The 14,999-nt window shown below is 46.9% G+C and carries 12 protein-coding genes; 3 read left to right on the top strand and 9 right to left on the bottom strand.

Features of this window, described 5'->3' with window-relative positions; genetic code table 11:
• Nucleotides 1–168: 168 nt before the first annotated feature.
• From R7035_RS12055 to dsrO, 9 genes are all read right to left on the bottom strand, one after another.
• The gene (locus R7035_RS12055; protein WP_031778929.1) at nt 169–942 is read right to left on the bottom strand and encodes a hypothetical protein; all 774 of its coding nucleotides are present in this window, start codon (nt 940–942) and stop codon (nt 169–171) included.
• 102 nt (nt 943–1,044) lie between these two features.
• A complete protein-coding gene (locus R7035_RS12060; protein ID WP_017821657.1) occupies nt 1,045–1,623 on the bottom strand; it encodes a membrane integrity-associated transporter subunit PqiC in 579 nt (192 codons plus the stop codon).
• The gene (pqiB, locus tag R7035_RS12065) at nt 1,623–3,269 is read right to left on the bottom strand and encodes an intermembrane transport protein PqiB (RefSeq protein WP_017821656.1); all 1,647 of its coding nucleotides are present in this window, start codon (nt 3,267–3,269) and stop codon (nt 1,623–1,625) included. Before pqiB ends, R7035_RS12060 begins: the two co-directional genes overlap by 1 nt.
• The gene (locus R7035_RS12070; protein WP_005376683.1) at nt 3,262–4,593 is read right to left on the bottom strand and encodes a paraquat-inducible protein A; all 1,332 of its coding nucleotides are present in this window, start codon (nt 4,591–4,593) and stop codon (nt 3,262–3,264) included. Before R7035_RS12070 ends, pqiB begins: the two co-directional genes overlap by 8 nt.
• A gap of 303 nt (nt 4,594–4,896) precedes the next feature.
• Nucleotides 4,897–5,949, bottom strand: coding sequence for a c-type cytochrome (locus R7035_RS12075; RefSeq protein WP_005376684.1), 1,053 nt, complete (start codon nt 5,947–5,949; stop codon nt 4,897–4,899).
• A gap of 8 nt (nt 5,950–5,957) precedes the next feature.
• Entirely contained in the window at nt 5,958–6,521 is a 564-nt protein-coding gene (locus R7035_RS12080; protein WP_372059261.1) for a c-type cytochrome, read from the bottom strand.
• Nucleotides 6,522–6,798: 277 nt separating this feature from the next.
• Complete coding sequence (locus R7035_RS12085; RefSeq protein WP_262651811.1) at nt 6,799–9,891, bottom strand: tetrathionate reductase subunit A; 3,093 nt, start codon at nt 9,889–9,891, stop codon at nt 6,799–6,801.
• 17 nt (nt 9,892–9,908) lie between these two features.
• Nucleotides 9,909–11,039 carry an NrfD/PsrC family molybdoenzyme membrane anchor subunit gene (nrfD, locus tag R7035_RS12090; protein WP_206959668.1) on the bottom strand — a complete coding sequence of 377 codons (1,131 nt, stop codon included), beginning with the start codon at nt 11,037–11,039 and terminating at the stop codon, nt 9,909–9,911.
• Complete coding sequence (gene dsrO / locus R7035_RS12095) at nt 11,036–11,803, bottom strand: sulfate reduction electron transfer complex DsrMKJOP subunit DsrO (protein WP_017821650.1); 768 nt, start codon at nt 11,801–11,803, stop codon at nt 11,036–11,038. Before dsrO ends, nrfD begins: the two co-directional genes overlap by 4 nt.
• A 181-nt stretch (nt 11,804–11,984) precedes the next feature.
• Between dsrO and R7035_RS12100 the strand changes: the two genes are divergently transcribed.
• The 3 genes from R7035_RS12100 (at nt 11,985) to R7035_RS12110 (ending at nt 14,949) form a co-directional block, all read left to right on the top strand.
• Nucleotides 11,985–13,820 carry a sensor histidine kinase gene (locus R7035_RS12100; RefSeq protein ID WP_318146146.1) on the top strand — a complete coding sequence of 612 codons (1,836 nt, stop codon included), beginning with the start codon at nt 11,985–11,987 and terminating at the stop codon, nt 13,818–13,820.
• 25 nt (nt 13,821–13,845) lie between these two features.
• Nucleotides 13,846–14,448, top strand: a complete 603-nt coding sequence (locus tag R7035_RS12105) for a response regulator transcription factor (RefSeq protein WP_025767241.1) — start codon at nt 13,846–13,848, stop codon at nt 14,446–14,448.
• 102 nt (nt 14,449–14,550) lie between these two features.
• The gene (locus R7035_RS12110) at nt 14,551–14,949 is read left to right on the top strand and encodes a hypothetical protein (protein ID WP_206970733.1); all 399 of its coding nucleotides are present in this window, start codon (nt 14,551–14,553) and stop codon (nt 14,947–14,949) included.
• The last annotated feature ends 50 nt before the right edge of the window (nt 14,950–14,999 follow it).

Genomic DNA, 14,999 nt, shown 5'->3' on the forward strand with positions numbered 1-14,999 from the left:
TCATAGAGTGGGGTTTTACATTTTGCGACAGAGAGTAACACCGAAGAGCAATTTATAGTCTGATGAAGATCAATTTGCCTTATTTAAGCATCTGTAACGCGACACTAGACGTGTACCTAGAGCTAGTACACGTTACAACGCTTGAATATAGGCTAGGGTTCAACCTAATCAAAAGTAAAAGCCAAGTCCGACTAAAAGCCCTTGAGAAGCCGTATCATATTCAAATACCTCTTCATTTTTGTAATCGACCCAGGTCGACTTGTAAGCTAAGTTGAGATCAGACCATTCGTTAAAGCTATAACGAACACCAGTTTGAATGGCATAAGTGAAGTGAGTATCGTTGCCAAGTCCGGCGTCGATGCTGGCATGAAATCGCCAGTTTTCGCTCAATTCATCAATGAGTCGCAAGCCAACTAAAAAATCGACCCAATCTTCTTGTAATGACAGTCTATCTTCTAGTACCCGGTTGTCATTACGATACAGCTTGCCGGTGATGTCATTGTCCCACCAACGTAATCCAAACATATAATCCAGTTTACCAAATGAATATTGTTCGCGTTGGAATGCCTTTGCTTCTAGAACACCTTGCCGTATTTCGATGTCCGCACGATAACGAGCGTTAGGCAGAGCGCCCTTGATATTATTAACATCACCACTTAAGTTCATGAAACTATAATCTATGTAGTAGCCCCACTTACTTTGGTAAATACTCTCGAATCGCAACATCGCCCCAATATCGAGGTGGTCTACGATGAACTTAGGATCGACATCCACCTCTGATGAAAAGCGACCAATACTGGTATCCCCGTGGATATTCAGTCCTAGCATGTACACTTCTATGCTATTTCGCCAACGAGATTCTTGTGTCTCGGCTGAGAGCGCTACTGATGTAGGTAATACAAGAATGAGTGAGGAGAGTGATAGCAGGTTACATGGTTTCATCCAATTTCCTTTTCGGCTTTTCGTCAGCTTTCAGCTTAGTAGAAGTCGCTACACTCTGCATAAAAAAGGGAAGCAACTTGCTTCCCTGTAATTAACATTGACTTAGAGTTGTTTGGCAATGTCTGAGGTTAGGCTTTCTAAGCCTATGGATAAAGCGTTGACGAGCGCTTCATAGCCCTCATCTTGAAGCGGCTGTGAGATTTGTATTGGCGCACTGTTTTCGACCTTACCTTCGGCATTAATGAGTAACCATTCCCCCTCAATTTCGATATTACCTTTGTAGCTGCCATTAAATTTATTTAACGTAAGCTGGAGTTTGGCTTCACCGCTTTGATCCAACAGATTATTCATTTCAGTCGGCCAGTAATGACTTTGCTTGTGACGTAGTTCCGCGACGACTCTCTGAGTGATTTGCTCAGAAATACTGTGCGCCCATTGATTGTGCTTCGCCTGAATAACTTGGGTCTCAGAGGTTCGATAAACAATGCCATTATCATTCAAATAACTCGCCAATGTCACTGGACGAACAACTAAAGTTGGGCGCTGAGCGATATCAGAAGAGCTCAGCGTCACTGGTTCCGCCTTAGGTAGAAGGTACATAGCTCCTTTAGTTTGCGGAGCGCTACTGCAACCCGTTAGACCGACAAATAGCGCGATAGACAGAAAGAATACTCGTTTCATTAGTTTTTGCCTTTAACTGGTATTGGGTCACTGATTTCATCTTCTCCAAACACGAGAGAGTTTGGCTTTTCGTTTAGCTGTTTAAGTACGGGTTTAAACTCTGTCATCACGCTTTCTAATTCTTTTAGCGTGGCTTCCATTTCGCTGTACATGGTTGAGTTGGGCCCATAACCATCGAGTGTTTTTTGTAATTGCTGTAAGCTTTGGCGAATATCTGTTGGGATCTCTTGCGTCTCTTTTTGATTCAAAAGTTTATCAATACTGTCCGCCACGCGTTCTGCTGAAGCTAACGTTTTTTCGGACGTTTTTAACGTTGAATTGAGAGAGTCTAGTGTTTCTTCCATTGGTAAGTTATTAATCTTATTTAGGAAGTCGTTCACTTGGCGCTGAACCTGCGCAAAACCACCACGCATGGTTGGGAAAACATCTAAATCAGCAAACTTACTCGGTACGTAAGGCTCGTCGTTTGGATAGAAGTCGGCGTCAACATACAGTGCGCCTGTTAATAAGTTACCTGTTTTTAAAGTACCACGTAGGCCTTTAGCAAACTCACTCTTCAATTTATCTTTTAACATTGGTAAAGATTGGGATTGGAAATCGCCATAAACACGGCCGAGCTCGATACGTACCAATACAGGGATTTTTTTCGCAGAAAAGTTCTCTTCTGGGGTTGGAAGTCGCATTGGTACACGCATCACAGTACCAATTCTCAAGCCTCGATATTCGACAGGTGCCTTACGTTTAAGTCCTCGTACCGATTCATCAAAAAGCATAACGAATTCAATATAATCATCGTACATGCCTTCTCGAAGTTGTTTAATATCATCGTACAAGCGGAAGTTGACCATATTTTCAGTGAGCTGTTCACCGGATTCAAGACCTGGAACGGTATCGAAGGTAACACCACCCGTTAGCATGCTCTCTAATGAGCCAAACTTGACTTCGAACCCTTCAGCGTTGAGCTGTAAATCTACGCCAGAATTCAGCCAGAACTTGGTACGAGTGCGCACTAAGCTGTCATAAGGCTTGAAAATAAAGAGTTGGTATAACGCTTTGCGAGTGTCAACATCAAAGCTGGTTTTCTCTACACGACCAACCGTAAAGCCTTTATAAATAACGGGGTCACCAACGCCTAGCTTACCAGCCTCGCGGTGTGTTAACACAAGGCGTAACCCCTCTGCATCAGGAGAGGCCACTGGGGGAACATCTAAGACCGTAAAGCGCTCTTTCTCTATCTTAGATTTACCCGGTTGAAGTTGGATGTAAGCGCCAGAGAGCAAGGTCTCTAAACCTGAAACGCCATCACGGCCAATACGAGGCTTCACCACCCAAAACATGGTGTCATCTCGCAGCATGCGTTCTGCATCCTTGTTCATTTGTGCCTTAGCGATGATGTGATCGTAATTTTCACTGAGAGTGACTTCAGTAATCAGTCCGACTTTTACATTCAATGCTCGGATTTCGGTTTTGCCAACCTCAATCCCATCTGCGGTTGGCAGTTGGAGAGTAATTTGTGGGCCTGTACTGTTGATATATTGGAACAGCATCCACGCTCCCATGGCTAGCGCAAGGATCGGGACAATCCATATCGCAGAAATCTGCTTTTGCGGTTTTATTTGAGCGGTTACGTTGTTCTCATCACTCATATTTGGCTTTCTCGTTTAAGTTGTCAGAAATCGGCTCCTGCACTTCGTTTTGTGGCAATTGCCACAACAAACGTGAGTCAAATATCATTGCAGAAAGCATAGTAAAAATGACCACTGCCGCGAAAGAGAGCGCAGCAGGACCTGGATAAATCGCCATTAAGTTTTGCAGCTGAACCAGTGCAACTAAGATCGCGACGACGAAGATATCGATCATGGACCAACGGCCAATAAACTCAGTTATGCGGTAGATCTTTAAGCGTGAAATACTCTCTTCGTGCGGAAGATATCGCGCTTTTTGCGCATTGTAATACAGCCACGCGAGTGCCAGCATTTTCGCCATTGGAATAAATACGCTAGCAAAGAAAATTACCATCGCAATAGGGTAAGAACCTAAATGCCAAAGCAATATTACCCCCTCCATGATAGTCGAACCTTCTGCATGTCCAAGGCTTACGGTGTACATCATAGGGTAGAGGTTCGCAGGGATATAGAAAATGATTGAAGCAAACAAAAGCGCCCAAGCTTTTTGTAAATTGTCTGCGGGGTTGTATTTGTGAATAGGGCTTTTACAACGAATGCAGTGTTGGTGTTTTTTAGCTTCAATAGGGTTGAGCTGGTGGCACGTATGACAACCAATATGGTTGTGGTTATGGTGCGTATCACCCTCTTTTACATCAGGTAGCTCGATAGCTGGAATAAAGTGCCCCCAGAGCCAGCTTTTGTCGACCATTGATATGCATTTGACTACCAGAACGGTATATACACAAAACGCCCAGAATGAAGTGCCCATTCCTATGTCTGCGAGGGAAGCGATTTTAATTAAGCTGACCAACACGCCAATCAAAAATACATCCACCATTAACCAAGGTTCGACTCGAAACAGAAGACGGCATAAAACTTTTGCCATTCGTTGCTGCTTTTTAGAGGGGGTATGTTTACGTGCTTTTAATGCTTCAAGGTGAAGAAAGAGAATGAGACCAACATAGATTGCAGGCAAAACGATAACTGTTGCGAGTAGCAGCACACCCAAAAGCACATTTTGAAACTCAGCCAGCATTTTGGCAGCGTGCAACAAGGTGATTTCTTGCGACAACCCTTGCACGCTGAACGACATAAAAGGGAAAGAAATGCTTAGCACTAACATGATCAAACATGCCGATGATATGGCGATCACGCTTTGGTAAGGCTTGGCATTCACTTTAGTCAGCGAATGCGAACATCGAGGACATTGTGCTTTTTGCCCCTGTTCGATATCGGGAATGCGAACAACAAGGCCGCACTCTTCGCATGAAATTAACTGACGGGAATTAGGTTGAATACTCATCGGGTAGGTTTTAGATTCATTTGCTTTAAGAATACTCTTTTTTCACTAGGCACGCTTGTTTTGATTCAGGAGTTTACGAGTTTCTTACTTTTGGCATTAGAGGATATGGGAGATCTAAGACATAAACGAAGTCGCGTTTGGTACAAGATTTTACGGCGAAGATGAGTATGTTGGAAGTCGAAAATAATGTGATATTGCTTGTCTGTGGAGGGGGGTAATTACTTGTTTTTAAGGGTAAGTAACCCTGCCCAGATAATCAGAGCAGGGAAAAAGAGCATTTTATTTAAGGTACTTAGTTGTACTTTACTTGACCGTTCCGCTCTTAAAGGCATTGGAGCCGACTTGCGTACCGTTGAGCGTTTTGCCGTAATAGCCTTGGTGCTGGTGATATTTCTCCGCGTTTGCGGTGACATTGCCTTTGAATCGAGGATCTTGTGGACGCTCATGGCTGTTGACGTATGCTGCGACATCCCAAGCTTCTTGCTCTGTCAGCTGCACACTTTTCCCAAGCGGCATGTTTTCGTAAATAAAATAGGCCGCTGTGTTAATCCGGTGCATACCTGCGCCCCAGTTATACGCATATTCGCCCCAAAGTGGTGGAATGTATGAATGGTCGTTGGTGTCTTTGATGCCTGAACCGTCGGCGCGATGGCAAGTTTCACAGTTCTTTTCGTAGACCAATGCGCCTCGCTCTATTGATGGTTCTTGCTCAGGGGCGGCGATTTTTGGGTAGCCACGCCCAGAGAGATTACCCCGCTTTTCAATTGGTAATGCTTGTGCGATGGCTTCGGGCAACGGGAAGTCTTTTGCTTTTCCACCAATTTGCAACGTTTTTGCGTCTAGTTCTGGAATGGGTTCATCCGCCATACCATGTTTGTCAAGCAAGCCGCCCATCGCTAACCAGTAGGCGTAAGCACTAAGGGCAACAATTTCTGTCGAATCGTAAGCGGGCGCTTTACCGTTCATGGAATACTCGAAACAACCTTGGATACGGTCAGCATAGCTGTTTACGCGATCGTTTTTCTTACGATATGCCGGGTATGCCATGTAAGCTGCCCACAGTGGCGCAGCGTTTGCTTTTCGTCCTGCCTCCATATGGCAGTTCACACAGTTTTGTTCGTTGCCAACGTATTTTCCGCGCATTTGTTGTGAGTTAACAAAGAGCGAGTAACCGCGTTTTACTTGCTCACCAAATGCGGTGTTTGGGATTGTGCTGAGATCACGCGGTTTTAAGTATTCACCGTGCTTTTCTTTTTCTATCGCAGGTAGCTCTTTCTGGCGGTCCGGTAATGGAGCGTTAGCTAGTACGAGCGTAGAAATGAAAGGCAGTGCGAACAAAGAATAGAAACGTTTCATGACTGCTCCTAGTAACGTAATGAGGCAAAGTAGTAAGCAAGATTTTCGATCTCTTTGTCAGTGAGATTTTTTGCGATGGTCCCCATCATATTGAGCGGGTCGCCACTGCGAGTGCCGTTTTTCCATGCCATCAATTGCGTTTTTAAGTAATCAGCATGTTGGCTTGCGAGGCGAGGGAACTTGTCGACGCCCATACCGCTGGCTCCATGACAAGTTGCGCAAGCTGGAATATTTCTATCCCAATCGCCTTGGAAAATTAACTTACGATACGGGTTACGAATATCAGCTTGGTCGCCGCGTTGTTCTGGATTCGTGAACTCATAGCTCGGGAGGTTAGCAAAGTACTCCATAACTTCCTTACGGCCTGCGGGATCGCTGAGTTCCTTCGCCATGCCTTGCATGACCACATTTTGGCGTTCGCCACTAAGGAATAGTTCGATTTGAGTGTTGAGATAATTCGCGTTTAAACCAGCGATCATCGGCGCGATATTTGGCTGTCCCATGCCATCTTGGCCGTGACAACCGCTACATACGCTGGCTTTTTCCGGAATAGACGAGGCGCTTGCGCCCATAGTGGTTGCTAACAAACAGGCCACCACCACTGGAAGAATTTTTGACATGCTGACTCACTTTAATTTTTATTAATATGTCTAAGTGCTACTTGGTAGTCACTCGGACGATATTGTCGGCCTTGTCAATAATGAAAGGTATTGTGGATTTCCACATATTTAATAAGTGTAAATGGCCGTATTTGTTTTTATTGGTTGTTCTATAAGCTATAAAAACAAAGTGGTGAAGAGCTGCACAAATCGGCAGCTCTAAGTGGTAGAGACGTCTTAACGTGCGGCGTTACGCTTTGCGGATTTTGGCCGGCAAGGACTGACGTGCCGCCGCGCCCACTACCCAATCCAACAATACACCTTTACCTTCTCGGGTAGGATCAATTAAGCCAATGTCGTTAATGTTGACGCCATCTTGGCTGCGCGTTTTTACGGGTTGTTGTTTATCGCCGATCCAGTGCGAGCGTTGTCCTAGCTCGGTATGACCAAACCCATGTTCAAATCCGAGTGTGCCAGGGCGAATCCCGTTGACTATCATCGCAAGTGCTTTGGTGCTTGCAGATGGTGTCTCGATAACAAACTCATCACCCGTTTTAATGCCTGCGCGCTCGGCATCGATTGGATGGATGTACACTGGGTTTACGCCTTTAATCGAGTTCAACCTTGGCGATAGGTTGGATACCGCACTGTGAATGTTGGATTTAAAGTTCGTTAGGCTGAAAGGCCATTCTGAGCTTGGGAACTGGTCTTCCATTGGTGTGCCATCGGCCAGTTTTTGTGGATGCCATGTTGGGCAACCCGTGTAGAAATCACCGGTCATGGTGTTTCTTGCGCTGCCGACACGTTCATTCCATATCGCGACAGGTCGTGTCCATTTGTGCTTCATTTGCTCACCTTGATACGCTTCGGTTGCATTTTCAAAACGTCCACCGCGAGCAAAAATAAACGCCACACGTTTCATCTCATCCGCTGTCAGCGTCTTCTGCATGGCTGGCATTAAACGCTCTAGGCCGGACCACGCAATGTCTTCTGCCGAAACTTCAGGCACCCCGCCTTTCACATAAGCCAAGTTTGCCGCGGAACGTAAGTAGAAATCTTCAGCGCTGTGGAGAGCGTGCCAATTCCCTTGCGCATCTTGAATCGCGTTGTCACCAAAGCCGCCTAGTTGCATTTTCTTGGCGACATCAATCAAAAAGTTTTCTAAGCAAATTGAACGACCATCGGCGGTTTTCTCTGTTCGCGCTCCCACAATCGGCCAGCGAGCGGTGACGGTTTTCACCGGAACGTCGTGCCAAGGCGTTGCCATACCCCAGCTTTCGTAGGTGACCGTGTCCGGCACAATATAGTCCGACAATGCGGTGGTTTCGTTAATGAACGCATCAACAGACACAATCAAACCGAGTTGTTTTGGATCTTTAAGCTTGTCTTCCAGCAGCGCTTTCAAACCGGGTACACCATACATTGGGTTCGCCATGTGATTGATCCACGCTTTAACGCGGTATGGATAACCATCAATAGCCGCAGATAGGTGCTCTGTCAGCAGTGGCGCTGCAAACGGATACCAAGGTGCGCGAGTTGGGTAAGGGGATTTTCCTGCCTCAACGCGACGCTTGTATTCGCTGGTTTTGTGGTAGGGGAATTTACTGCGCGATAGAAAGACGCCTTTCGGGCCGACCTTACCCGCAAATTTGGTGAAGTCGTAACGAGGACCCGCAGCGGAAGTTGGGTAGCCACCCGCTTTGGCCATCGCGCCGCCTTTCATGTTGATATTACCAATCAATGCATTGAGCATCATGATGGTAAACGAGTTATAGAACCCATTGGTGTGCATGTTGCCACCGTGGGTATCGACCACCGCTTTTGTGCCGTAGCTGGTGAAGCGTTTCGCTAGTTCTGCGATTTGCTCAACAGGGATCTCACATTGTTTGCTGTAGAACGCAAGGCTGTATTTGAACGCCTCTTCTTTGAGCCTTTGTAGAGACGATTTTACTCGTACTTCGCCTGATGCAAGCGAAACCGTTTTATCGACAAACAGTGCCGCTTCTTCTGTCTGGGTATGCACACCAAATTCGCCGCTTTGATCATCCACGATGACGTACGGGTCGGAGTCAGACAACGCTTCGCCCTCGAATGGCAGATTCAAGTCCGACGCGCGTAAAAACGTGCCGTTTCTCGGGTGCTGATTATCGCTTATCACAAGATGCGTAGCATTACACCAGTGCGCGGTGCCGGCTCGTTTCATCGCGTTTGCCCCCGGCTGCGCCAAGAAGGTTTTGTTGTAGCGTTGGTTTTCGATGATCCACTGGATCATGCCAAGCACGAGGGCAGAGTCGGTGCCCGGTTTGATTGGTATCCAGCGGTTGTTGTCACCGGCGGCCAAGCTCGATGAACCCGCCGGCAAACTTGGCGTGATGATGGTGTATTCCAAGCTGCCTTCTGTTCGCGCATTGGCGAGTTGGCGCGCCTGACGCTTAAAAGGGTTACCCGCTTGAGCTGGCGACATACCGATGAAGATGATGTATTCCGCATTATCAAAATCTGGCTTTAAGTGTGCGTTCTTATCTAAGTCGTTCATAAATGCGCCGCTGCCAGCACGAAATGCATAGCCGCAGTAAGAGCCATGATGCCCAAAGTTACGTGTACCATAGCTGTTGAACGCGAAGCGTTTGAATATGTCGTCTCGGCCTTCGTTACCGGCGTTGGTCATTAACAATTGGTTGGCTTTCGGTCCATATTCTGGGTTTTCAGGATCTACGGGCGTTGTTAAATCGCGGATGTCGCGTAAGCCATCAATATGGCCTTCACCAAATAAATCACCACCCTCTACGACTTCTTCTATCAATTGCTCGTAGCTGATCGGAATCCATTTTCCTTCGCCGCGTTTTCCAACTCGTTTCAGTGGCTGAGTAATGCGGTACGGGCTGTTGCGAATTTCTAGCATCCCATTGCCACGTGCGCATGCTGTTGAACGACCGTCAAGGCCCGCTTCTCCTGCCAAACTTAAATAAGCATCTTTGATTGGCGTTTCGAACGGAATGTTTTGCTGATGAGAGAGTGGGTGATATGGGTTGCCAGTAATACGCAAAATATCGTCGCTGCGGTTATCAATGCGTACACGCAATCCGCACAGTGACCAACAACCAAAGCACATCGATGGCGCAACGCGCTGATTTGGATTAGGGATTAGGTTGCCTTTGCTGTTGACCGTGTACTCTGGTTCAAGCGAGTTACCGTGGTGAATATCACGCGTTTTTTCTCCCGCAGTGCCTTCGAGCGCACCCTCGACTATGTGTTTGGTGGTGGTAGCGTAACCCGCAGCGAATGCGCCAAGCCCACCCACTGCAATGCCTGATTTCAAAAACTGACGGCGTTTGTTATCCATGATGAAATCCTCTTTGATTAGCGTTCAGTTAAGGTGAGTGATGAGGCTTTTACTTCGATCTTTTGTTTTGACTGAACCAGCTCCGAACCGAGCAGTGCCAGTGCAAGCCATAATCCGAGCATGCCGATAATGCCTATCCAGCCATTTCCATCCATAGTGAGTTGGTATGGATACAGCCCTGCATCGAACTTGGCGATGGTTTGCACTTCCATGATGGTAAACCAGCGAATCAGCCATGCACTTGCCAGTGCGGCAGCAGACACGAAACTGAGCCCTATGACGTGACGAAATCTGGCTGATGCGGACTTTTTGGTATCGCGCAAGAAGATGAAAGCGAGCAAAACACAACCTAAAACGACAAAAGTGAGCAGGGCAATGTTGTGCATCCATTGTTCGCTAGAATAGAGCGAAAATGCGGAATTGTTGGATGCCCAAATCGGTAGCAGTATCAGCGTTAATACACCGCTGGTAACCACTGATTTTTTAAGTAAATTAGTATCGCCAGATGTCAGCGTCTTTGACTGACTAGGCAGCAAGAGCCAAATCAACAGAGAAAATCCGACCGCGCTCATAAATGCAGTGACAAACCAAAGAACCGGCGACGCGGGTTGGTGCCATAAAGAGCGCGATTTAACGACTGCAATTTCAGCGCCTGTGTAGACTGCAATGGTGATGCCTGATAGCACCGTGATAACAGATACCATAAGCATGACTCTACGAGAGAGCGCCCAGTCACCCAGTGACAGCTTTGAAATTAGAGGCAGTACTTTCCCTGGCTGATTACGTAAGTTGATCAGATCCTCGCGGAGATACAGCCATGCAGTCACTACCGCTAAACCTGAGAAAACAGGCAAGAAAAGCGACCCTAAAGACATCCATGACCACGGAGTGATGTGTGCGTAAAAATGCCATGCGCGTCCCGGTTGGTGAAGGTCGCCAGTTAACGCTAATGGCCCCACGATGGCGCCGATGGCCAGCGTCAGAACAAGCGCAGCGCGCAGTCTGTGACTGGTGTGTTTTTCAAATAATAGGGCGATTAGGAATAAAACAGCAGCCGCATAAGCCGAACCGATGTAGAAGAAATATTGCACCGCCCACGGGAGCCAAGCCATCGCTTGAGGTTGGACTAACACTTCGGTGATGTTCATGCGCGCTCTCCCTGTGGGTCGTAAATAGCAGGTTGTCCGTCGATGTGGCTGGTGAAGCGTTCATCCATGCCGATGTAAAACACGTGAGGCTTGGTGCCTTCATTGGGTTTTAGCACTTTGATATCGTCTTGGTGCTTCGCAATTAAGCGGCGGACTTCGCTTGATGGATCATTCAAATCACCAATTACACGTGCACCGCCAACACAGGTTTCCACGCAGGCAGGCAATAGACCTTGTTCTAGACGGTGAGCACAGAAGGTACATTTATCTGCGGTGAGGGTGTCTTCATTGATAAAGCGAGCATCGTAAGGGCAAGCTTGTACGCAGTACGCGCAGGCGACGCAGCGGCTGTTATCCACCATGACAATGCCATCTTTGCGCTGAAAGGTTGCTTGAACCGGACACACTGCCACGCAAGGTGGGTTGTCGCAGTGGTTACACAGGCGCGGTAGCATAAAGGCTTTTGCTTCTCGCGTGGCTGTAGAGCCATCATCTAACGTAACTTCGTATTGCTTTACGGTGGTTCGGAACTGACCGATTGGCGCTTGGTTCTCGATGCTGCAACCCACAGTGCAAGCCTGGCATCCGACACATTTACGCAAATCTATCACCATGGCATAACGCTTCCCGACTTGTCCTTTTCGGTCAGCGGACTGGTTATTTCGAATAATGTTTCCCGCAGTTGCCGTGCCAATGCCAGCGACTGGAATTAACGCGGCTCCGGCTGTGACCGCGCTGAGAAAGCGACGTTTGGTGGAATCCATAACTCACCTGCTTTTTTTTGTTGTATTTGAATTGACTGACTCCATTGTGAGAAATGCACTGCGAGGCTTATATTGTGGATTTCCACATACCCAGATCAAACTTGATCTAAAACAAATGTGGTTTACCAAGGGTAGCTGTTATTCTTGCTCCATTACTTTCGAAGGAACGATTCTACTCATCATGAACAAAACGCCACGGTTGCTTCAGTTTTGGGTTCTTTGCTTAGTTGCCTTTGCATCTTTGGCTCAGGGCGCAGTTTCTGAACAAGCAGATCTGCAAGGAATGCAAGAGCAAAAAGCAGAGCAGCCACAGGTCAAGAAAAAAGTCGAAGTGGGCGTGTTAGCGATACGTGGTCATCTTTATGCCGAGCAGAGATGGCAACCGACCATTGATTGGCTCAATCAGCAAATTTCCGATGTGCATTTTGTCCTTCATCCCCTTAACTTGGATGAAATGGGCGAAGCGGTGAAGTTTCAGACCATGGATTTCATCTTAACCAACCCAGGTCAGGCAGTGCGGTTGGGCAGGCAATACGCGCTGTCGTGGATGGCAACGCTAACCAGCAGAGCACCACAAAACTCGAATTACGGCATTGGTTCGGCGCTTGTGGTTCGAGCCAATTCAAGTTATCAAACGGTGCAAGATGTCTCTGGACGTCCCGTTGCGGCGGTATCAGAAAAAGCGTTTGGTGGTTATCTAACGATGCGCTATCAAATAGTCAAAATGGGGCTTAATCCAAACGATTTCTTTTCTGATGTCCGCTATCTTGGTTTTCCTATTGATGCCAACCTGTATCAATTACGTGATGGCAATGTGGAAGCGGCCGTTGTCCCTGCTTGTTTATTGGAACAGATGCTAAGTGAAGGGCTTTTACAACCGAGTAATTATCGAGTTTTAAATCAACAGCCGAACGAGCGCTCGTTATGCGCTGTTTCCACACCGCTTTATCCTAACTGGTCATTTGCCAAAACAGAGCGCGGCTCAGCTCAGATCGCCAAACAGATTGCGCAAGTATTGTTAGCGATGCCACCTGAACACCCTGCGGTTATTGCGGCAGGCGCGTCAGGTTGGACGTCCCCCGTCAGCTTGCTGAGCATCGACAAACTTTATCAGGCGTTGGATCTCCATCCGTTGCAACAACCTTGGTGGAGTGAGGCTCTACGCTGGCTGCGTAGTCATCAAGAATGGGCATGGGCGCTGTTCATGTTTGTGATTGTGTTGAACGCGTACCACTTTTGGCTTGAGTATCGATTTAGCAAGAGTAAGCAAGCGTTGGAGCAGACGTCGTTACGATTAAAAGAGAAAAGTGAACAGTTAGAACATTCACAAAGGGTCGCGATTGTCGGAGAAATCGGCACTAGTCTTGCTCATGAACTCAATCAGCCACTGGCAGCCATTCGCAACTATAGTGAAGGCGGTTTACTTCGCTTGGCCAAAAAGCGCCCTCATGAAGATATTGTCCCTGTACTTGAGAAAATACAGGGCCAAGTTGAAAGAGCCGATGCAATTATTCAGCGATTAAGAACGTTGATTCGTAAGCGCAGTGTCGACAAAACGCCGTGCGATCTTCAAGTACTCATTGATGACACGATTGAGTTACTCCATTTTCGAATGCAGAAGCAAAACATTTCTATTGTGGCCAGTACAGAAGGGAACATTCGTCCATTACTTGTCGATGCAGTTGGCGTACAACAGGTTTTAGTTAATGTGATCAGCAACGCGATTGATGCGTGTACTTTGTTCCAAGAGAAATATCACTCATCAGGTTATCAAGGTAAAATTGCCCTGCATTGCGATTACCAAATCAGTCAACTCTCTATTCGAGTGTTAGACAATGGTACAGGGTTGCAGCAAGAGAATCCGACTCAAGCGTTTGTGAGTAGCAAAGAAGAAGGGCTTGGGCTGGGGTTAGCCATTTGTCGCGATGTGATGGAAATGCATGGTGGCGAGTTTGTCATCAGCTCGATAGCACCACATGGTTGTTTGGTTGAGCTTGTGTTTCCATATCAAAACTAATCTGAACTAGGCATAGGAGCACTCAATGAGCAGCGGTGAAAAGCAGCTACCTGTTTTTGTAGTCGATGATGATGAATCGGTGCGTGACTCGCTCGCTTTTATGTTGGAAGAGCATGACTTCAACGTGACGACTTTTGCTGATGGGCAATCTTTTCTCGATAAAGTGAACATTCATCAGGCCGGATGCGTGATCCTTGATAGTCGAATGCCCAACCTTCGTGGTCAGCAAGTGCACCAAATTTTAAATCAAGCCAACAGCCCGTTGGCCGTTATTTATCTGACAGGGCATGGTGATGTCCCGATGGCGGTCGATGCATTACAAGCTGGGGCGGTCAATTTCTTCCAAAAACCAGTCAAAGGCGATGAACTGGCACGAGCCATTTTGCAGGGACAGGCGCAGTCTGCCACAAACCTCGATATGGCAGCAGCAAAATCGGCTTATGAATCGCTCACACCTAGAGAAAAAGACATTTTACGTTTGATCATTGAAGGAAAGCGCAACATTCGTATTGCTGACGAACTTTGCATAGCAATGCGAACGGTTGAAGTACACCGAGCTAATCTATTGAAGAAGTTCTCGGCAAAAACCGTTGCAGAGTTGGCATATATTTATGGCAAGCTAGATTAAAGCTTACCGAGTGAAGCCTCTTAAGGCTATTTAGAGGATACAACTTGAGCTTTATGACGACTCGCGTATTATCTTCTTCGTTCTTACTTTATCTGAATTCTTATGAGTTTGTTGACTAAACGACATCACACGCCACATAAGCGGGCAAAATGGCTACTAGCGATTATTGGCTGGGTGGTGGTTGTGTGTCTGATGCAAAATTCAGGTTTTGCATCGTCATGCTCTATGAAATATGAGACGGAATCGCCCGCGGTTTCATTTGCTGATGAGCGTTCGAGCGTCAAGTCGATTGATACTAAAGAAACCAGCAAGTGCGAATTGTCTGAAAAGTTAATTCAGTTTTCTCAACATCAACTCGATGTATTTATTGTTGTTCTGTTTGTCGGTCTTTTTGCTTCGGCAATTTGGTTGTGCAGTGCCTATATTGGTGCGCAACATTGGACGGAACCGATAGGCCGTAAGTATCGAGTCCATCTGACTTTCTGTGTGTTCCGAGAATAAAAGCGTGCTTTCTGACCACTAGCGTCAGTTATTTAGCACCTTTGTCTTTT

It is taken from the genome of Vibrio sp. 1731 (genome assembly GCF_033339955.1).
Classification (GTDB): Bacteria; Pseudomonadota; Gammaproteobacteria; order Enterobacterales; family Vibrionaceae; genus Vibrio; species Vibrio alginolyticus.